The organism is Gluconacetobacter diazotrophicus PA1 5, from assembly GCF_000067045.1.
Lineage (GTDB): Bacteria > Pseudomonadota > Alphaproteobacteria > Acetobacterales > Acetobacteraceae > Gluconacetobacter > Gluconacetobacter diazotrophicus.
This window is the reverse complement of record NC_010125.1, coordinates 52272-71431: the sequence shown is the minus strand read 5'-3', so window position 1 is coordinate 71431 and position 19160 is coordinate 52272. Positions and strand designations below refer to the sequence as shown.

Below are 19160 nucleotides of genomic sequence, written 5' to 3'. Positions count from 1 at the left end.
GATCGTCCGGGTCAAAGGTCTGATCGCGTGACGATACCCGTCAGGCAACATTCGTGAACCAGTCTTCGGCCCTGAGCCCCGCAACGCGCCTGAACTCGCCCAGATTGCCTGTGACGACCACCAACCCCCGGCTGCGGGCGTGTCCCGCGATCATCAGATCATAGGGGCCGATCACGCAGCCCCTGCGTTCGAGATCGTCCCGGATCTCGGCCGTATGGGACGCCGCCGCGCTGTCGAACGGCAGGACATTCAGTCTGTCCGCGAAATGCTCGACCTCTCGCCTGACACGCACGGGATCGGACGACCGCTCCGCCCCATAGAGCAGTTCGTATAGCACGACATCGGAGATACAGAGGTCTTCGGCGTAGGCATTGAACCGCGCCCGCAGGCCCTGCGGCCGGTCCCGCAACACACGGATGCACAAGTTGGTGTCCAGCAGAAAGCGCAGCATCAGAAGCGCTCCCGTTCCTGCATCGCCGGCTGGCTGCGTTCCCCCAGGTCCAGGCCGGGAGCGGCGAAAAAATCGTCCCAGGCTGCTTCAGCGGGCGCGATAATCCGACGCGGGCCTTCGGGAACAATCACCACCTCCCGCACGCCTTCTCCAAAGGCCACGGCCTTCGGCAGGCGAACCGCCTGGGAACGATTGGAGAGAAACAAGGTCGTGCGCGTGAGCATCGGCTTCGCCTCCTGTATGGATATACATACAGCATATCCAATTCAACCGCGTAGCATATTCTTTAGCCCGCTCGGTCCTTCGAACCCCACCATCATAATATCATTTTCGTTTTATGTGATCGTCATGATGGGATATCATGACGATCTTCACAAAGTTGTGCTTTGCGCCTCTCCGACCTGGAGAAGATAATCCCAAGTAACGCCTGTGGAATTGTCATAAGACAAACACCAGAACCAGACGGAGCCAGTCCTGATGGGTATTCGACTCCATGTCTGGGGTGAACGCGCATGCTTTACGCGACCCGAACTGAAATCGGAGCGTGTGTCGTATGATGTCCTGACGCCATCGGCGGCGCGGGGCATCGTGGAAGCCATCCACTGGAAGCCGGCCATTCGCTGGCATATCGACCGCATCCATGTCCTGAAGCCGATCCGCTTCCAGTCGATCCGCCGGAACGAGGTCGGGGCCAAGGTGAGCGCCGTCCTCGCGGCCCGGGCCATGACTGCTGGCCACACATCGGGCCTGGGCTTGGCGGTCGACGAGAATCGCCAGCAGCGGGCGGCGACGATCCTGGTCGACGTAGCCTATGTCATCGAGGCGCACTTCACCCTGACGGCACGGGCCGGCGCGGGCGACACGGCGGCGAAGCATCTGAGCATGTTCAACCGGCGGGCCACGCAGGGGCAATGTTTCCATCGCCCTTGCCTGGGAACGCGGGAATTTCCGGCGGATTTCGCATTGATTGCCGAGGAAGCTCCCCTGCCCGCCTCGGCGTTTCCGCCCGATCTGCAAGCGGTCGATCTGGGCTGGATGCTGCACGACATCGATTTCGCGGACCAGCGCACGCCGCGCTTTTTCCGTGCCTGCATCGAGAGCGGCGTGATTGCGGTGCCGGCGGCCGACAGTCCGGACCTGATCGCATGACGATCCAGAAGCGTCCGGGCCCACTGGAAGCACTGGTCGATTTCTACGCCCGCATGGACGATGCCGAGGACCCTGGCTGGGGGCGGGAGAAATTCGGCTGGTGCGTCGTGATCGACGCGGAAGGCCAGCCGATCGATGTGCTGGACCAACACGACCATGACGGCAGGAAGCCCCGTCCCCGGCTGTTCCTTGTCCCGGCTGCCGTCAAGCGCGCGTCCGGCATCGCGCCGAATTTCCTGTGGGACAAGACATCCTACGTGCTGGGCCGCACCGCCGGCGCCGGCAAGCGCACCGCGCAGGAGCATGAAGCCTTCGTCGCGTTCAACCTGAAACGGATGGCGGAAACATCCGACGTGGGCCTGGTCGCATTCCGGCGGTTCCTGGAACGCTGGACGCCCGCGCAGTTCGACACGCCCCTCTTCCCGGCGGAGATGCTGGACGCGAACATCATGTTCCGCCTGGAGGGCGACAGGGACTACCTTCATCGCCGCCCGGCGGCGCAGCGACTGGTCGAGGCGGCGCTCGATAACGGGCATGAACGGCAATCATTCTGTCTGGTGACGGGGCAGCGGGCGGCGCCGGCCCGGCTACATCCGACGATCAAAGGCGTGGAAGGCGCGCAGACGTCCGGGGCCAGCCTGGTATCGTTCAATCTCGATGCATTCTGTTCCTATGACCGGAAGCAAGGCGACAACGCTCCGACATCGCAGGCGGCCGCCTTTCGTTATGGGGCCGCGCTGAACCGGTTGCTGACACGCGACGGGCCCAACCGGCTCCGGCGGCCGATCGGGGACGCGACCGTGATATTCTGGGCGGATGGCAGCGATGCGCAGGTCGCGAAAAAGGCCGATGCGTGGATTCAGGAGGCGATTGCGCCGAACCTGCTGGACGCGGATGCCGCGCGCCGGATCGGCGAGGAACTGACCGCGCTGGCCCAAGGCCGCCCCCTGTCGCAATTACGGCCGGACATCCCACCCGATACACGTTTTTACGTTATGGGCCTGTCGCCCAACGCAGCACGCCTGTCGGTGCGTTTCTGGTTGTCGGATAGCCTGGATGTCTTCGCCCATCGCCTGGCGGAGCATTACGAGGACACCCGCATTGCGCCATCCCCGTGGTCGCGTCCACCCACCGTCAACCTGCTGCTGGCGCGCACCGTGGCGGCACAGGACAAATACGACAACATTCCGCCACTACTGGCCGGGGAAATCATGCGTGCGATCCTGACCGGCACGCCCTATCCGCGAACGTGGCTGGCCGCGATCCTGATGCGGCTGCGCGCGGGCGACGATCCGGCAACGGGCTGGCATGCCGCCGCCCTGCGTGCCGTGCTGCAGCGCCGGCGACGCCTGACGAAAAATGCTTCGGACAATGGAGATGTTCCTGTGAGCCTCAATCGGGACTACCCCAGTATCGGGTATCAACTCGGCCGCCTCTTCGCCGTTTACGAACTGGCGCAGCGGGCTGCGCTGGGCATAGGCGTGAAAGCGACAATGCGGGATAAATACTTCGCCGCGGCCTCGGCCGCACCGGCCAGTATTTTTCCCGTCATCATCCGCAACAGCCAGAACCACCTGTCGAACGTCCGCAAGCGGACCCCCGGTTGGGCCGGCGTGATCGAACGCGAACTGGACGAGATTTTCGGACGCATCACGCCGTCCGGACCCCACGTGCTGCCCCGCGCATTATCCCTGGAACATCAGGGAGAATTCGCCATCGGCTATTACCACCAGCGTCGGGAGAGGATTGGCGGCCGGATGGCCGAGACCGCCTTGCAGGACGACGAGCAGGACATCGAGGACAATGCAACCCATGACTGAAGCGACCGCCATGCAGAATCGCCATGAATTCGTACTGTTCTTCGACGTTACCAACGGAAATCCGAATGGAGACCCGGATGCCGGCAACATGCCGCGCCTGGACCCGGAAACCAATCAGGGCCTGGTGTCCGACGTCGCGCTGAAACGCAAGGTCCGGAACTACGTGTCGCTGGCCCGGCCCGACATGCCGGGATTCGAAATATACATGAGCGAAGGGATGGCCCTGAACAGGCAGCACCGAAAGGCATGGAACGCAATCATGCCTGAAGTGACCAAGGACGAGTCCTTCAAGACCCTTCCGAAGGACGAGGACAAGGCACGCGCCCTGACACGATGGATGTGCACCAATTTCTGGGACATCAGGACGTTCGGTGCGGTGATGACGACCAGCGTCAATTCGGGACAGGTACGCGGGCCGGTGCAGTTTTCGTTCGCCCGTTCGGTGGAGCCGGTCCTGCCGCTGGAAATCGCCATCACGCGCATGGCCGCCACGACCGAGGCCGACGCCGAAAGCAAGGGTGGCCGGACAATGGGGCGCAAGCATATCGTGCCTTACGGGCTGTATCGCATGCATGGCTACATCTCCGCCCCCCTGGCATCGCATCCCGTCAAGGGAACAGGTTTTTCGGAATCGGACCTCGAACTGCTGTTGGAGGCCCTGACCGGCATGTTCGATCATGACCGATCCGCCGCGCGGGGAGAGATGGCAACGCGCAAGCTGATCGTATTCCGCCATGAATCGGCGCTGGGTAACGCGCGGGCCCAGGATTTGTTCGATCGGGTTACGGTGCAACGCGCCTATCAGGGCAGCGCACATCCGATTGGCAGTGCGGCCATCGACAACTGGCCGCCTGCCCGGGCCTGGGGCGATTATCAGGTGCTGATCGACCGGGACGCAGTACCGGCGGGAATCGAGATCATCGAACGGTAAGCGCCCGGATGCACGCCCCGCCCGATAATGCGACCGAAGACGCGTTGGTTCCCATTTCCGCCTTGCAGCATCATCTGTTCTGCCCCAGGCAATGCGCGCTGATCCATGTCGAGCGGATCTGGGCGGAAAATGGTGCGACGGCGGAGGGCCGCATTTTGCACGAACGGGTGGATGACGGCCGTCCCGATCGCCGGACAGGCGTACGCACGGTCCGCGCGCTGACGATACGGTCGCTGACGCTGGGTGTCTTCGGCAAGGCCGATGCAGTGGAATTCCACGGTGTCGAGACCGCCGCCGTGCCCTATCCGGTCGAATACAAGCGCGGCCGCCCCAAGGCCCATCGCGCCGATGAGGTCCAGCTTTGCGCCCAGGCCATCTGCCTGGAAGACATGTTCGGACATTCCGTGCCGGAGGGCGCGTTGTTTTACGGCCAGCCCCGGCGGCGCACGGTGGTGGTGTTCGATGGTGCCCTGCGTACGCTGACCGAGCAAACCGCGCGGAAGGTCCGCGCCATGATCGCGGACTGCCTGACTCCACCGCCTGTCTACAAGGCCTCTTGCAATCAATGCTCCCTGCAGCACGCCTGCCAGCCGCGCCGATTGGAAAAGCCTCCCTCAATCGGCCGCTGGTTTGCGACACAACTGCTGGAAGAAGACAACGCGTGATGCGCCGCCACCTCAATACCATCTATGTGACGACCGAGGATGCCTGGCTGCGCAAGGATGGCGCCAATGTGGTGGTCGAAGTCGAGGGCCAGGAGCGCGGTCGGGCCCCCATGCATCTGCTGGACGGGATCATGTGCTTTGGCCGGATCGGTGCGTCACCGGCGCTGATGGGGGCCTGCGCGGAATCGGGCCTCGCGCTGTCATGGCTCTCCCCACAGGGGCGCTTCCTCGCCCGGGTCGAGGGACCAAGAAGCGGCAACGTGTTGCTGCGACGAACCCAGTATCGCACGGCAGACAGTACCGAACGCGCCTTGCCGATCGTGCGAAACATGGTCGCCGCCAAGGCCGCCAATCAACGCACCGTCATCCGCCGGGCCCTGCGCGACCACGGCCCTGGACTGAATGCGCAGGAGAGGACCCGACTGGACGAAGCCGAACGGCGCCTGACCATTATCGTGCGCCATATCACCCAGGCCCCGGATGTGGACACCGCACGGGGTATGGAGGGCGAGGCGGCGCAAGTCTATTTCGGAATCTTCAATCTTCTGATTCGGGTCGAAGGCGATGCATTCACCTTCGGTGGCCGGTCGCGGCGGCCGCCGCTCGACCGCGTGAATGCCCTGCTCTCGTTTCTCTATGCCGTTCTGGGACATGATTGCCGCTCCGCGCTCGAAAGCGTCGGTCTGGACCCGCAGGTCGGTTTCCTGCATGCGGATCGGCCGGGACGAAATAGCCTGGCACTGGACATGATGGAGGAATTGCGCCCCGTTCTGGCTGACCGACTGGCCGTGAGCCTGATCAATCGACGGCAGGTCGCGGCAGGTGATTTTACCGTCAGCGATGGAGGCGCCGTCCTGCTGAACGACGACGCCCGCAAGACGGTTCTCGTAGCCTGGCAGGACCGCAAGAAGAAGGAATTGCGGCACCCATTCCTTAATGAGTCCCTGACGTTCGGCCTTGTCGCACATGTCCAAGCGCTGCTTCTGTCCCGACACCTTCGTGGCGAACTGGACGGTTACCCAGCATTCGTGTGGAAATAGGCGATGCTGGTGCTGATTACCTATGATGTAAACACCGAGGATGCGGCAGGCCGTAGACGGCTACGGCGCGTAGCACGCGCCTGCCTCGATTTCGGCCAGCGCGTGCAATATTCGGTGTTTGAATGCGAGGTGGACCCCGCACGCTGGACGGCCCTGCGGGCGCGCCTGATCGCAGAGACCGACACCACAAAGGACAGCCTGCGCTTCTATCAGCTTGGAGCGAAAGGAAAGCAGCGGGTGGAACATATCGGTGCAAAGCCCGTCCTGGACCTGGATGGACCGCTTCTGTTCTGATCCTGCGCGATACGAAAGCTGTTGGGCAAACCCCTGCCGATTCGCGCATCTACCATGTGGTTTCCTATCAATGTGTTATGCCCCAACGCAGATCGCTTGCCATACTCACTGCACCAATCTGGCGATGGTTCGCGGAACAGACCCATTTTCCCTTTTCTTGACAAGATGATAGTATGCGCGCCGTCGCTCCCTGTGCGGGAGCGTGGATTGAAACCTTTCTTTCCGCCACGACATCACGGTTCGTTTCCCGTCGCTCCCTGTGCGGGAGCGTGGATTGAAACATTTAGGGAATGCGCTTGGAAGGACATGGATCTTGTCGCTCCCTGTGCGGGAGCGTGGATTGAAACCGGAACCAGACGCGCCGGCGATGCCGAACAGAAGGTCGCTCCCTGTGCGGGAGCGTGGATTGAAACACAGATTTGCGCCACAGATGGGTGCCCTCCTGTTGTCGCTCCCTGTGCGGGAGCGTGGATTGAAACTGACGTATACACGATTGCAGCGCAAGGATCGGATTGTCGCTCCCTGTGCGGGAGCGTGGATTGAAACCTGGACGAAGACTATGGTCAGGACCACGACATGAGTCGCTCCCTGTGCGGGAGCGTGGATTGAAACTTCGAGGAAGACGACCACACCGAAGCGGTGGAATCGTCGCTCCCTGTGCGGGAGCGTGGATTGAAACGCCGTGTCGCTCTGCCGCTGGCGCTCACCGATCGTCGCTCCCTGTGCGGGAGCGTGGATTGAAACTTCGAGGAAGACGACCACACCGAAGCGGTGGAATCGTCGCTCCCTGTGCGGGAGCGTGGATTGAAACGAGTGAAGGGGGCGGTTATGCTTATCGAACGTGACGTCGCTCCCTGTGCGGGAGCGTGGATTGAAACCGACGTAACCCGACTTGGGGGAACCGGCTCAACACGCCGTCGCTCCCTGTGCGGGAGCATGGATTGAAACGATGCCATTCACAAGGTGTCGGAATGTGCGCTGATGTCGCTCCCTGTGCGGGAGCGTGGATTGAAACAGTAGGTCGATCTCGCGCCCGATCAGCGGACCCAGGTCGCTCCCTGTGCGGGAGCGTGGATTGAAACCTGACTGAAATGCGGATCACCTCTGGCTGGCCGATGTCGCTCCCTGTGCGGGAGCGTGGATTGAAACCACTCGCGACAGCGCGCATTCAGCACCTCGCAGAGCGTCGCTCCCTGTGCGGGAGCGTGGATTGAAACGTCGCCGAAACATGGGACGGTGTGAACCGGGCCGGGTCGCTCCCTGTGCGGGAGCGTGGATTGAAACCACGCAGCGCACTGGGCGCGCGCATTGCCGCGGGGTCGCTCCCTGTGCGGGAGCGTGGATTGAAACCACCTAGCCTTGACATCGCTTCCTTCGCAAGGGAGTCGCTCCCTGTGCGGGAGCGTGGATTGAAACCCCGACAGGCCCGCGCGCTCAAGTAATATTTCGGGGTCGCTCCCTGTGCGGGAGCGTGGATTGAAACGGCGTCCATGCAGACCGACCGCATGGACCGCCCAGTCGCTCCCTGTGCGGGAGCGTGGATTGAAACACTCTCAAGCTCGGCCATCCGTTTCAGGATTATGGTCGCTCCCTGTGCGGGAGCGTGGATTGAAACCGGCGCAGCAGGATTACACGCTCGTCCCCGGCTCGTCGCTCCCTGTGCGGGAGCGTGGATTGAAACAGGCGTGAGACCACGTCAAGGGTCGGAGACGTTGGTCGCTCCCTGTGCGGGAGCGTGGATTGAAACAAGAAGGAGGGGATTGGACCGCGTATCGAGAAACGGTCGCTCCCTGTGCGGGAGCGTGGATTGAAACCGTTGGAGAGATTGGCCGAGATATCGGACAGTTGGTCGCTCCCTGTGCGGGAGCGTGGATTGAAACCCTACGACGAGTGGCTGCGGTGCGTGCGCGTGATCGTCGCTCCCTGTGCGGGAGCGTGGATTGAAACGGCGTGATGAATTCGCCCGTCATCATCGACGAGGCGGTCGCTCCCTGTGCGGGAGCGTGGATTGAAACGATGTCCTCCTGCACCATGCGGAGGATCGCACCCGTCGCTCCCCGTGCGGGAGCGTGGATTGAAACGCCGACCGCGTCGGACAGGAGTCGCAAGGTTGTCGTCGCTCCCCACGCGGAAGCGGGGATTAAAACACGGCAAGAATGCGCCTCGCATGCAGGGGCATAGATCGAAGCTATACAAGGACTCGGGTTCACTTCAGCGACCATCCCGAGAGAAGCTGCTGTCGGTCTACCCATCCAGCGACTGCAATTCGAACAGGCGGCGATACAGGCCGCCGTCCTGGGTGATCAGCTGGGCGTGCGATCCGTCCTCGCGCAGTTCGCCGTGGGCGAAGACGAGGATGCGGTCCAGGCCGACCACGGTGGACAGGCGGTGGGCGATGACCAGTACCGTGCGGCCGACCATCAGGCGTTCCATCGCATCCTGCACCAGGATTTCCGATTCCGAGTCCAGGCTGGACGTGGCCTCGTCGAAGATCAGGATCGGGGCGTTGGCCAGGAAGGCGCGGGCGATGGCCACACGCTGGCGTTCGCCGCCCGACAGCTTGACGCCGCGTTCGCCCACCATGGTGGCGTAGCCCTTGGGCAGGCGTTCGATGAAGCCCGCCGCGTTGGCCTGGCGGGCCGCTTCCTCGATCTCCGCCATCGGGGCACCGGGGCGGCCATAGGCGATGTTTTCGGCCAATGAGCGGTGAAACAGCACCGGTTCCTGCTGCACGATCGCGATCTGCGCCCGCAGGCTGGACTGCGTGACGGTCGCGATGTCGGTGCCGTCGATCAGGACCCGGCCGTCCGTCACGTCGTACAGCCGCTGCAGCAGCTTCACCAGCGTCGTCTTGCCCGAGCCCGACGGGCCGACCAATGCGACCCGGCTGCCGGCGGGAATGTCGATGGACAGGTCGCGGAACAGCAGGCCGCGCTGGCCGCGATAGCCGAAGCCGACATGGTCGAACCGGATCGCGCCGTGCGTCACGCGCAGCGGCGGGGCATCCGGCCGGTCCGGCACCCCGGGCGGCAGGCGGTAGATGGCGACCAGTTCCTCCATCTCGTTCACCGAGCGCTGGACCATCGAGATCTGCTGCCCGATATCGCGCAGGTAGCCCTGGACCAGGAAGACCATGGTCAGCACATAGGCCACGTCCCCCGGGCCGGCCTGGCCGCGCCACCACAATGCCAGTACCGCGCCAATCAGCAGCACGCGCATCAGCAGGGCCGCCACGTTCTGCAGGTTTCCCGAATTGGTGCCGCGCACCCAGGACCGTTCCGTGCGGCGCTGCCAGCGCGAGAGGATCCAGGACAGGCGGGCTTCTTCCCGGACTTCCGCCCCGAAGGCCTTGACCACCGCGTTGCAGGTGACGGCGTCGGCCAGGGCCGCGCCCATGCGGGTGTCCCACCTGTTGGCCAGCCGCGCGGACGGCGCGACATAGCGCAGGGTCAGCGATGTGGACATCGTGACCAGGGCCACGGAACTGACCCCCAGCAGCAGCCCCATCGACGGCCAGTGCAACGCCAGCACCAGCGTGGTCGCGCCCAGCACCAGCACGCCGGGCAGCAGCATCAGCATCAGCGTGTCGGCCAGGGTATCGACCGCCCACATGCCGCGCGTCAGCCGCCGCACCGTCGATCCGGCGAAGGTGTTGCCGTGCCAGTCGGTGGAAAAGCGCTGGACGCGGGCAAAGGCGGTTTCCGCGATGCCGCGCATCGTCCGGGCCGTCAGGTGCGTGATCCCCAGATAGGACATGCGCCGCCCCGCCACGCCCAGCAGGCCCAGCAGCACCAGCCCGCCCAGCATCCACAGCACGCCGCGCCGCGCGGCCTCCATCGCCGGCGTCACGGCCGGAAGGACGCCGCCCGACACGGCGGCGGGGCCGGCATGGGCGACGTCGTCCACCATCCAGCCGGCCAGCAGCGGCGTGACCACGTCGGCCACCGTCGCCACCGCGACGCCCGCCAGCGTCCAGGCCAGCGCGCCGGGATAGGCCAGCCAGCGCCGGATCACGAAGCCCAGCACGTCGGCGAATTCGTTGCGCGCGCGGCCGTCCCGGGCCGACGCGGTTTCTGGCGCGGTCTCTGGCGCGGTTTGTGTATCCGTCATGATGTCCTGGCCGGTCGCGACGGCCATCCTTTTCCATCCGCTCCGGCCCCGCGGGCGGCAGCGTGGGCCGTCCGGCGCTGCGATGGAAACCGGAGGCAATCCCTCGATCGTGCCCGGACTATCGCCGCGCCGCCATGCGAACGCAAGCGAGGCGGCGATTTACAGCGCCCCCCGCCCGGCCGAAAAGAGACGCCCACGACCCCGCATTGCACGACAGGACCGCATGACCCAGTCCCCCCGCCCCGCCTCGGCCCGCCGCCGCATGACGCTGAAGGAGGTCGAACGCTTCATTACCCTGCTGGCCGAGGCGCACCCCGATGCGGCGAGCGAGCTGGATTTCGTCGATGACTATACGCTGCTGGTGGCCGTGGCGCTGTCCGCCCAGGCCACCGATGCCTCGGTGAACCGGGCGACGAAGGGGCTGTTCCGCGACGCCCCCGACCCCGCCGCCATGGTCGCGCTGGGCGAGGACGGGGTGGCGGCGCATATCCGCTCGATCGGGTTATGGCGGACCAAGGCACGCAATGTCGTCGCACTCTCGCAGGCCCTGCTGGACCAGCATGAGGGCCAGGTCCCCCGCGACCGCGCGGCGCTGGAGGCCCTGCCCGGGGTGGGGCGCAAGACGGCGAACGTGGTGATGAACGTGGCGTTCGGCGACAGCACGATGGCGGTGGATACGCACATCTTCCGTATCGGCAACCGCACCGGCCTGGCCCCCGGCAGGACCACGCGCGCGGTCGAGGACCAGTTGGTGGCCCGGATACCGGCCCCGCTGCTGCGCCCGGCGCATCACTGGCTGATCCTGCACGGGCGCTATGTCTGCAAGGCCCGGCGGCCGGAATGCTGGCGGTGCCCGGCACAGGAACCGTGCCAGTACACGGCCAAGGTGCTGGTGGCGCCGGCCCGGTAACAGTTACTCCCGCTGGGCCAGCGGCAGGGTCGGCATGCCATGCTGCCCCGGCGCCAGCACCCACGGCCTGGCCCCGCGCACCCCACGATCCGAGACCACATGCGGCCCGTCCGGGCGCAGGAAGACCGCCTGCGCGCCGCCTTGCCATACGGTCAGCCCGTCGAGCGTACGGGCGGCGGGGCAGCCCTGATCCATCGGCACCAGCGTCACCAGCAGGGTAACCCCCGCGCACTCGGCCGGGGCGGCGGCGGAAAGGCGCAGGCGGACCCGCCCGCCATCCATCCGGCAGGCTTCGTCACGGCAGGCGAGGCGGCCGTCCGCCTGCGGCAGTGAGGCCAGCGGAAGAGCCAGGGCCTGTTGCCAGTCGGATTCGACCGCCTTGTCGGCCCCCGGATGCGGGCCGATGCGCAGCACGGCGCCGTCACGCACCGCCACCGCCCGTCCGTCGGGGGACAGCAGCACATCCGGCCGCGCCACCAGGACGGGCGCCGCCAGCGCCAGGGCCATCGGGGCCACGCCCCACCAGCGCCAGCGCCGGGTCCAGAGACAGAGCCAGCACAGGCCCAGCATCCACGCGGCGAGTCCCCAGGACGGCATGGCCGGCACCATCACCCGCGCCGCCGGCCAGCCGGACACCGCATGCGCCAGGCCCAGCACCAGCCGGATACCCCAGCCCATGGGCACCAGCGCCACGGGGTCCGCGCCCCACGGCATCAGCAGCAGGGCGATCACTCCCCAGGGCAGGATCCACAGCGCCATCAGCGGCACGGCCAGCAGGTTGGCCAGTACGAACCAGGGCTGGAGCGTGCCGAAATGCGTCATCACCACCGGCACGGTGGCGCCCCCCGCCAGCAGGCTGGCCAGCGCCAGATGGGCGACGTGCAGGGCGGGACGCCGCCACCAGTCGGGTTGTTCCCTCAGGCGGGACAGGGCCGGCCGCGTCGCCTCGAACCCCGCCGCCAGGGCCATGACGGCGGCCAGCGACATCTGCAGCGGGGCCTCCAGCAGGTCGGCGGGGCCGGTCAGCAGCAGCAGCGTCGCCCCCACCGCCAGCCCGCGCATCGACAGTGCCCGCCGGCCCGTCAGGATGGCCAGCACCACCAGGGCGGCCATGGTCAGGCTGCGCAGCGCGGGCAGGTGCGCGCCGGTCAGCACCACATAGACGATGCCCGCCGCCAGCCCGGCCAGCGCCGCGACCTGCCGGCACGGCCAGTAGAGCGTCGCCCGTTCGGAACAGGCCAGCAGCAGCCGCGCCGCCGCCATCACCAACCCCATGACGATGCCCAGATGCAGCCCCGCGACGGCCAGCAGATGGGCAAGCCCAGCATCGGCGAACGCGTCGCGGTCGGCCTGCGGCATCGTGGCGGCCGAGCCGGTCAGGACCGCCGCCGCCACGCCGCCCGGCGCGCCCGGCAGCACGCGCAGGATGCGCGCCACCACCCGTTCGCGCAGCCCTTCCAGAGTACGCGGCGGCGGGGGCGGACCGGCGGCCTGCACCGGCCCCAGCGCGGTGCCGGTTCCCGCCGTGCCGTCGAACCAGGCGCGGCGCTGCCGGTCGGGGCCGCCGGGCCAGGCGGGCGGGGCCGGTGGCCGCAGCATGGCGCGAACCCGGACCGTCATGCCCGGGACCAGCACCGCCGGATCGTCCGGCCGCAGGCGCACGCGCAGGATGCGGCGCAGGGGCGGCATGCCGGCATCGATCGCATCGTCCAGGACCGCCCCGGCCAGGTCCACCCTGCGGGTGGCCGGGCCGTCATCCCCCGGCCGGGGCGGCAGCAGCACGACCGCGACGACCTGGCCGGTCACGATGGTGGCCCGGCGCGGCAGGTCCGGCAGCGGCGGCTGGCGATGCGTTGCCGTGCATGCCACCACGAACCCCACGGCCACCGCCGCCGCCCCCCCGCCCGCCACCCGGGGCACCAGATCGTAGGGGCGACGCGCGATCCAGCCCAGCGCCGCCGCCACCACGCCGGCGGCGGCCAGCATGGCCGCCCGGCCCGGTTCCTGCCGCAGCGAGAAATACAGGGCGATCCCGAGGCCGATCCCCACCGGCAGCCACAGCGCCAGACGCGCGGCCAGCGCGTCCGCCACCGTTGCCCTGTCCGCTTCGCGTCGTCCGTCTGCCATGCCCACGGGGGCAGACTAGACGCCGGTCGCTGCAAGTTGAAGGGAGCGGCCCCGCCTCTTTTTCTGAAGAAAAAGCGGCAAAAAGACTTTTATTCGTTCCGGGGCATCGTGTGCCCCGGCGCACCAGCCAACCGATCCAGTCCCTTTTAAGCAGGCGGCATCCCATGATATGGAGCCGCCTCATGACCGTTCGCACGCGCTTCGCACCGAGCCCGACCGGGTTGCTGCATATCGGCAACGCCCGCGCCGCCCTGTTCAACTTCCTGTACGCCCGTCACCATGGCGGCAAGTTCCTGCTTCGTATCGAGGATACGGACCGCGAACGCTCGACGCAGCAGGCGGTGGACGTGCTGTTCGACGGGCTGGCCTGGATGGGCATCACCCCGGACGAGGAGCCGGTGTTCCAGTCCACGCGCCAGGCGCGGCACGCCGAAATCGCGCACCACCTGCTGGCGCAGGGGCTGGCCTATCGCTGCTACTGCACGCCGGAAGAACTGCAGCAGATGCGCGACCAGGCGGCGGCCGAGGGGCGGCCGCCCCGCTATAACGGCTACTGGCGCGACCGTGACCCGTCCGAGGCACCGGCCGGCGCGCCCTACACGGTGCGCATCCGTGCCCCGCGCGAGGGCGAGACGGTCATCCACGACCTGGTGCAGGGCGATGTCCGCGTGGCGAACGCCGAGCTGGACGACATGATCATCCTGCGCGGCGACGGCACCCCGGTGTACCAGTTGGCGGTGGTGGTGGACGACCATGACATGGACATCACCCACGTCATTCGCGGCGACGACCACCTGACCAATACCTTCCGCCAGGCGATGATCTATCGCGCCATGGGGTGGGACCTGCCGGCGTTCGCGCATCTGCCCCTGATCCACGGGCCGGACGGCGCCAAGCTGTCCAAGCGGCACGGCGCGCAGTCGGTCGTGGAATTCCGCGAGATGGGATACCTGCCCGAGGCACTGAACAACTACCTGCTGCGGCTGGGCTGGGGCCATGGCGACGCCGAGATCCTGTCGCGGGACGAGCAGATCCAGCTGTTCGACCTGGACGGCGTCGGCCGGTCGGCGTCCCGCATGGATTACGTGAAGCTGCAGCACCTGAACGGGGTATGGCTGCGCCAGGCGGACGATGCGCGGCTGACCGACGATATCGTGGCCCGGCTGGCGGACCGGCCGGACGTGAGCGTGGATGAGGCCGTGCGTGCGCGGATCCTGGCGCTGATGCCCGGGCTGAAGGAACGGGCGAAGACGCTGGTGGACCTGGCCGACAGCGCCGCCTTCCTGGGCCGGCACGTGCCGCTGGCGTTCGACGCCAAGGCCGAGAAGCTGCTGACGCCGGAAGCGCGGGCGATGCTGGGCGAACTGGCCCGCGACCTGGCGGTGATCGAGCCGTTCGACGCGCCCGCGATCGACGTGGCGCTGCGCCGGTTCGCCGAACATCACGGGCACAAGCTGGGCCAGGTGGCGCAGCCCCTGCGCGCGGCGATGACGGGCGGCGCGACCTCGCCGGGGATCGACGCCACGCTGGCGGCGCTGGGCCGGGACGAGGTGATGGCCCGGATCGGGGCGGTCGCGCGATGACCGACGGTCCGCGCGCGGCGGCACCCCGCTTCTTCCCGCAGCATGCACGGCATCTGCTGGGCCTGCAGGGCATGCATCCGACCCGGATCGAACCGTTCCTGGACCTGGCCGAAAGCTATGCGCTGATGAGCCGCTCGCGCAAGACGCCGCGCGACCGGCTGCTGGGGCGCACGGTCATCAACCTGTTCTTCGAGGACAGCACCCGGACGCGGACGTCGTTCGAACTGGCGGCGAAGCGGCTGGGCGCCGACGTGATCAACATGACGGTGGCCAGTTCGTCGGTGAACAAGGGCGAGACTCTGCTGGACACGGCGGCGACGCTGAACGCGATGCGGACCGACCTGCTGGTGGTGCGCCATTCGCAGTCCGGCGCGCCGGCGCTGCTCGCCCGCAAGGTCGAGGCCAGCGTGGTGAATGCCGGCGACGGCACCCACGAACACCCCACCCAGGCGCTGCTGGACGCGCTGACCATCCGCCGGCATTTCGGCACGCTGCACGGCCTGACGGTGGCGATCTGCGGCGATGTCAGCCACAGCCGCGTGGCACGGTCGAACATCCACCTGCTGACGGCGATGGGGGCCAGGGTACGGGTGGTGGGACCGCCCACGCTGATCCCCGGCGCGATCGGCGCCCTGGGGGTGGATGTCCATTACACGATGGAAGACGGGCTGCGCGACGTGGACGTGGTGATGATGCTGCGCATGCAGCGCGAGCGCATGAGCGGCGGCCAGGTGCCCAGCGCGCGCGAATATTTCCGCTTCTACGGCCTGGACCGCAAGCGGCTGGCGGTCGCGCGGCCCGGGGCGCTGGTCATGCATCCCGGCCCGATGAATCGCGGGGTCGAGATCGACAGCCGCGTCGCCGATTCCGACCAGAGCGTCATCCGCGAGCAGGTCGAGATGGGGGTGGCCGTGCGCATGGCCGTCCTGGACCTGCTGTCGCGTGCCGGAGATCAGTCGTGACCGCTACCCTGTTTGAAAACGTCCGCCTGATCGACCCCGCGCGGGGCCTGGACCGGCCCGGGCGGCTGCTGGTGCGGGACGGCGTGATCGCCGGGACCGACCTGCCGGGTGCCGAAGGCGCGCCCGAGGGCGCCGGAATCGTCGACGGGGGCGGGTCGATCCTGTGCCCCGGACTGGTGGACATGCGGGTGGCGATCGGCGAGCCCGGCTTCGAGTATCGCGAGACCGTGGCCTCCGCCGCGCGGGCGGCGGCGGCGGGCGGCATCACCACGATGGCCGTGCTGCCCAACAGCCAGCCCGCGACCGACGACCCGGCGCTGGTGCGCCACCTGCGCGCGCGCGGCGAGGAGACGGGCATGGTCTCGATCCTGCCCTACGGCGCGCTGACCCGGCGGTGCGAGGGCGGCGAACTCGCCGAGATCGGCCTGTTGAACGAGGCCGGGGCCGTGGCCTTCACCGACGGGCCGCGCGCCCTGGCCGATGCGCGGATGATGCGGCTGGCGCTGACCTATGCGCGCGGGTTCGACGCGCTGGTCGTCCAGCACCCCGAGGACCCGTCGCTGGCGCGCGGCGGCTGCGCCACCGACGGCGAACTGGCGACACGGCTGGGCCTGCCGGGCATTCCGGCGGCGGCCGAGGCGATCATGATCGCCCGCGACCTGCGGCTGCTGGAACTGACGCGCGGGCGGCTGCATTTCAGCCACGTCTCGACGGCGGAGGGGCTGGCGCTGATCCGTGCGGCCAAGGCGCGCGACCTGCGCGTGACCTGCGACACCGCGCCGCCCTATTTCGACCTGAACGAGACCGCGATCGGCGATTTCCGGACCTATGCCAAGCTGTCGCCGCCCCTGCGCGGCGAGGCCGACCGGCAGGCGGTGTGCACGGCGCTGGCCGACGGGACGATCGACGCCATCGCATCCGACCACGCGCCGTGCGACGCCGACGACAAGCGCCAGCCCTTCGCCGTGGCCTCGGCCGGCGGAACGGGGCTGGCGACCCTGCTGGCCGTGACGCTGGCGCAGGTCCATGGCGGCTGCCTGCCGCTGGTCGAGGCGCTGGGCCTGCTGACCCACCGTCCCGCCGCCCTGCTGCGCAGCCGGGCCGGCACGCTGGCCGACGGGGCCGTGGCGGATCTGTGCCTGTTCAACCCCGACCGCGCCTGGAAGGTCGAAGCCGACCAGATGCCGGGCAAGGCGCAGAACACGCCCTTCGACGGGCGGGCGCTGGAGGGGCGGGTATTGGGCACCTGGAAGGCCGGACGCATGGTCTTCGGACAGGACGCGCCATGAACGGCGCGATTCCGGCCTTCGCGCTGCCGCTGCTGGCCGCGATCGGCGTGCTGGCCTACTGCATCGGCAGCATTCCCTTCGGCCTGCTGCTGACGCAGTTCGGCGGGGCGGGCGACATCCGCACCATCGGGTCGGGCAATATCGGCGCGACCAACGTGCTGCGCACCGGGCGGCGCGGACTGGCCGCGGCGACGCTGCTGCTGGACGGGGCCAAGGGCGTGTTCGCGGTGATGTGCGGCTTCATCCTGTCGCCCTTCCATACCGGGCCGGCCATGGCGGTCGCGGCGCTGTTCGCGGTGGTCGGCCACTGCTTCCCCGTCTGGCTGAAATTTCGCGGCGGCAAGGGCGTGGCCACCGGCCTGGGCGCGGTGCTGGCGCTGTCGCCGCTGACCGGCCTGGCCTGCTGCGCCATCTGGCTGGGCGTCGCGCGGCTGACGCGGATATCGTCGGCGGGGGCGCTGGCGGCGTTCGCGGCGATGCCGATGATGCTGGCGGCCCTGAACCACACCGGGGACGGTCCCGCGATCCCGATCGGCGGGCTGCTGATCGCGCTGCTGGTCATCGCCCGCCATCGCGGCAATATCCGCCGCCTGGTGGACGGTACCGAGCCCCGGATCGGACGGAAGCGCCCGTGATACCGGCCGGACCGCTGGCCGCCCGCCTGCGCCTGGCGCGCACCGAGGGGGTCGGCCCGGTCGGCTATCGCAAATTGCTGCTGGATTACGGCGACGCCGAGCGTGCGCTGGCCGCCCTGCCCGCCCGGGCGCGGGCGGCGGGGCGGGCCCGCGCGTTGCGCATTCCGCCGGCCGAGGACATCGCGGCGGAAATCGACGGCACCACGGCCCTGGGCGGGCGGATCATCATGCTGGGCGATCCGGATTATCCGCCGCTGCTGGCCGGCATTCACGACGCGCCGCCGGCGCTGTCGGTGCTGGGTGACGCGGCCCTGCTGGCGGGATGCGGCATCGCGATCGTGGGCGCGCGCAACGCGTCGTCGAACGGCGCGCGCATGGCCGAAAGCCTGGCGGCGACGCTGGCCAGCCAGGGGCTGACGATCATATCGGGCCTGGCGCGGGGAATCGACGCCGCCGCCCATCGCGGCGCGATGCGTGCCGGCGTCACCATCGCGGCGGTCGCCGGCGGGCTGGACCGGCCCTATCCCCCGGACCATGCGGAATTGCAGGGCAGGATTGCGCAGCACGGGGTAGTGGTCACGGAAACCCCGCTGGGTACGGCGCCGCAGAGCCGCCATTTCCCGCGCCGCAACCGGCTGATCGCCGGCCTGGCGCTGGGCTGCGTGGTCGTCGAGGCCGCGCTGCGATCGGGCAGCCTGATCACGGCTGACCTGGCCGCCGGCTACGGCCGCGTCCTGTTCGCCGTGCCCGGATCGCCGCTGGACGCGCGCAGCCGCGGCAGCAATGCCCTGCTGCGGCGCGGCGCGATCCTGACCGAGAGCGAGCAGGACGTGCTGGCCGAGCTGCCCGCCGGATGGCAGGGGCGTAGACAGCCCGAAAGCAGACAGCCCGAAAACGGCGTGGCGCAGACCCAGGCGGCCTGGCCGGAACCGCCCGCGTTCCCTGCCCCGACGCCCCTGTCGGAGGGTCCCGGCGGGCAGGCGGAAATCCGTGATGCGATCCTGACGCTGCTGTCTTTCACGCCAACGCCGGTTGACGATCTCGTACGGCGCTGCCAGTTCTCGACATCGGCTATCCTGACCGTACTGTCGGAACTGGAGCTGGCAGGCAACATCGAGACCCTTCCCGGTGGAAGCGTTGTCCTTCCGTCCCAGCCCGACGAGACCGGCCGGACCCTGGAATAGATTGCGTGAT

16 protein-coding genes and 1 CRISPR repeat array are annotated in these 19160 nt (G+C 67.9%); of the genes, 12 read left to right on the top strand and 4 right to left on the bottom strand.

Features of this window, described 5'->3' with window-relative positions; translation table 11 throughout:
• Nucleotides 1–40: 40 nt before the first annotated feature.
• Both vapC and vapB read right to left on the bottom strand, forming a co-directional pair.
• The gene (vapC, locus tag GDI_RS00295) at nt 41–451 is read right to left on the bottom strand and encodes a tRNA(fMet)-specific endonuclease VapC (RefSeq protein WP_012222312.1); all 411 of its coding nucleotides are present in this window, start codon (nt 449–451) and stop codon (nt 41–43) included.
• Entirely contained in the window at nt 451–675 is a 225-nt protein-coding gene (gene vapB / locus GDI_RS00290) for a type II toxin-antitoxin system VapB family antitoxin (protein ID WP_012222311.1), read from the bottom strand. The genes vapC and vapB overlap by 1 nt, the downstream gene beginning before the upstream one ends.
• 253 nt (nt 676–928) lie before the next feature.
• On the opposite strand from vapB, the gene cas5c reads away from it, so the two are divergent.
• The 6 genes from cas5c to cas2 are packed head-to-tail and all read left to right on the top strand — an operon-like array spanning nt 929 to nt 6350.
• Complete coding sequence (gene cas5c, locus GDI_RS00285; RefSeq protein ID WP_012222310.1) at nt 929–1600, top strand: type I-C CRISPR-associated protein Cas5c; 672 nt, start codon at nt 929–931, stop codon at nt 1598–1600.
• Nucleotides 1597–3420, top strand: a complete 1824-nt coding sequence (gene cas8c / locus GDI_RS00280) for a type I-C CRISPR-associated protein Cas8c/Csd1 (protein WP_012222309.1) — start codon at nt 1597–1599, stop codon at nt 3418–3420. The genes cas5c and cas8c overlap by 4 nt, the downstream gene beginning before the upstream one ends.
• Nucleotides 3413–4351, top strand: a complete 939-nt coding sequence (gene cas7c / locus GDI_RS00275) for a type I-C CRISPR-associated protein Cas7/Csd2 (protein ID WP_012553888.1) — start codon at nt 3413–3415, stop codon at nt 4349–4351. The genes cas8c and cas7c overlap by 8 nt, the downstream gene beginning before the upstream one ends.
• A 44-nt stretch (nt 4352–4395) precedes the next feature.
• The gene (cas4, locus tag GDI_RS00270; RefSeq protein ID WP_231854171.1) at nt 4396–5016 is read left to right on the top strand and encodes a CRISPR-associated protein Cas4; all 621 of its coding nucleotides are present in this window, start codon (nt 4396–4398) and stop codon (nt 5014–5016) included.
• Nucleotides 5016–6056, top strand: a complete 1041-nt coding sequence (gene cas1c / locus GDI_RS00265) for a type I-C CRISPR-associated endonuclease Cas1c (RefSeq protein WP_012222306.1) — start codon at nt 5016–5018, stop codon at nt 6054–6056. The genes cas4 and cas1c overlap by 1 nt, the downstream gene beginning before the upstream one ends.
• Before the next feature lie 3 nt (nt 6057–6059).
• Nucleotides 6060–6350 (top strand): CRISPR-associated endonuclease Cas2, encoded by a 291-nt coding sequence (gene cas2 / locus GDI_RS00260; RefSeq protein ID WP_012222305.1) that lies wholly within the window; start codon nt 6060–6062, stop codon nt 6348–6350.
• 182 nt (nt 6351–6532) lie between these two features.
• Nucleotides 6533–8497: direct repeats of the CRISPR family, unit length 32 nt; unit sequence GTCGCTCCCTGTGCGGGAGCGTGGATTGAAAC.
• A 97-nt stretch (nt 8498–8594) separates the two neighbouring features.
• On the opposite strand, the gene GDI_RS00255 is transcribed toward cas2, so the two are convergent.
• Entirely contained in the window at nt 8595–10460 is a 1866-nt protein-coding gene (locus GDI_RS00255; protein ID WP_012222301.1) for an ABC transporter ATP-binding protein, read from the bottom strand.
• 223 nt (nt 10461–10683) lie between these two features.
• On the opposite strand from GDI_RS00255, the gene nth reads away from it, so the two are divergent.
• A complete protein-coding gene (gene nth / locus GDI_RS00250; protein WP_012553891.1) occupies nt 10684–11370 on the top strand; it encodes an endonuclease III in 687 nt (228 codons plus the stop codon).
• Nucleotides 11371–11373: 3 nt separating this feature from the next.
• Here the strand turns inward: nth and GDI_RS00245 are convergent, their stop codons facing one another.
• Nucleotides 11374–13461, bottom strand: coding sequence for a ComEC/Rec2 family competence protein (locus GDI_RS00245; RefSeq protein WP_012553892.1), 2088 nt, complete (start codon nt 13459–13461; stop codon nt 11374–11376).
• 218 nt (nt 13462–13679) lie between these two features.
• Between GDI_RS00245 and gltX the strand changes: the two genes are divergently transcribed.
• From gltX to dprA, 5 genes are read left to right on the top strand one after another with little or no spacing between them, the layout of a single operon-like run.
• Nucleotides 13680–15080 (top strand): glutamate--tRNA ligase, encoded by a 1401-nt coding sequence (gltX, locus tag GDI_RS00240; protein WP_012222298.1) that lies wholly within the window; start codon nt 13680–13682, stop codon nt 15078–15080.
• Nucleotides 15077–16042 (top strand): aspartate carbamoyltransferase catalytic subunit, encoded by a 966-nt coding sequence (locus tag GDI_RS00235; RefSeq protein WP_012222297.1) that lies wholly within the window; start codon nt 15077–15079, stop codon nt 16040–16042. Before gltX ends, GDI_RS00235 begins: the two co-directional genes overlap by 4 nt.
• A complete protein-coding gene (locus GDI_RS00230; protein WP_012222296.1) occupies nt 16039–17331 on the top strand; it encodes a dihydroorotase in 1293 nt (430 codons plus the stop codon). The genes GDI_RS00235 and GDI_RS00230 overlap by 4 nt, the downstream gene beginning before the upstream one ends.
• Nucleotides 17328–17966 carry a glycerol-3-phosphate 1-O-acyltransferase PlsY gene (gene plsY / locus GDI_RS00225; RefSeq protein ID WP_012222295.1) on the top strand — a complete coding sequence of 213 codons (639 nt, stop codon included), beginning with the start codon at nt 17328–17330 and terminating at the stop codon, nt 17964–17966. Before GDI_RS00230 ends, plsY begins: the two co-directional genes overlap by 4 nt.
• Complete coding sequence (gene dprA, locus GDI_RS00220) at nt 17963–19150, top strand: DNA-processing protein DprA (RefSeq protein WP_012222294.1); 1188 nt, start codon at nt 17963–17965, stop codon at nt 19148–19150. The genes plsY and dprA overlap by 4 nt, the downstream gene beginning before the upstream one ends.
• The last annotated feature ends 10 nt before the right edge of the window (nt 19151–19160 follow it).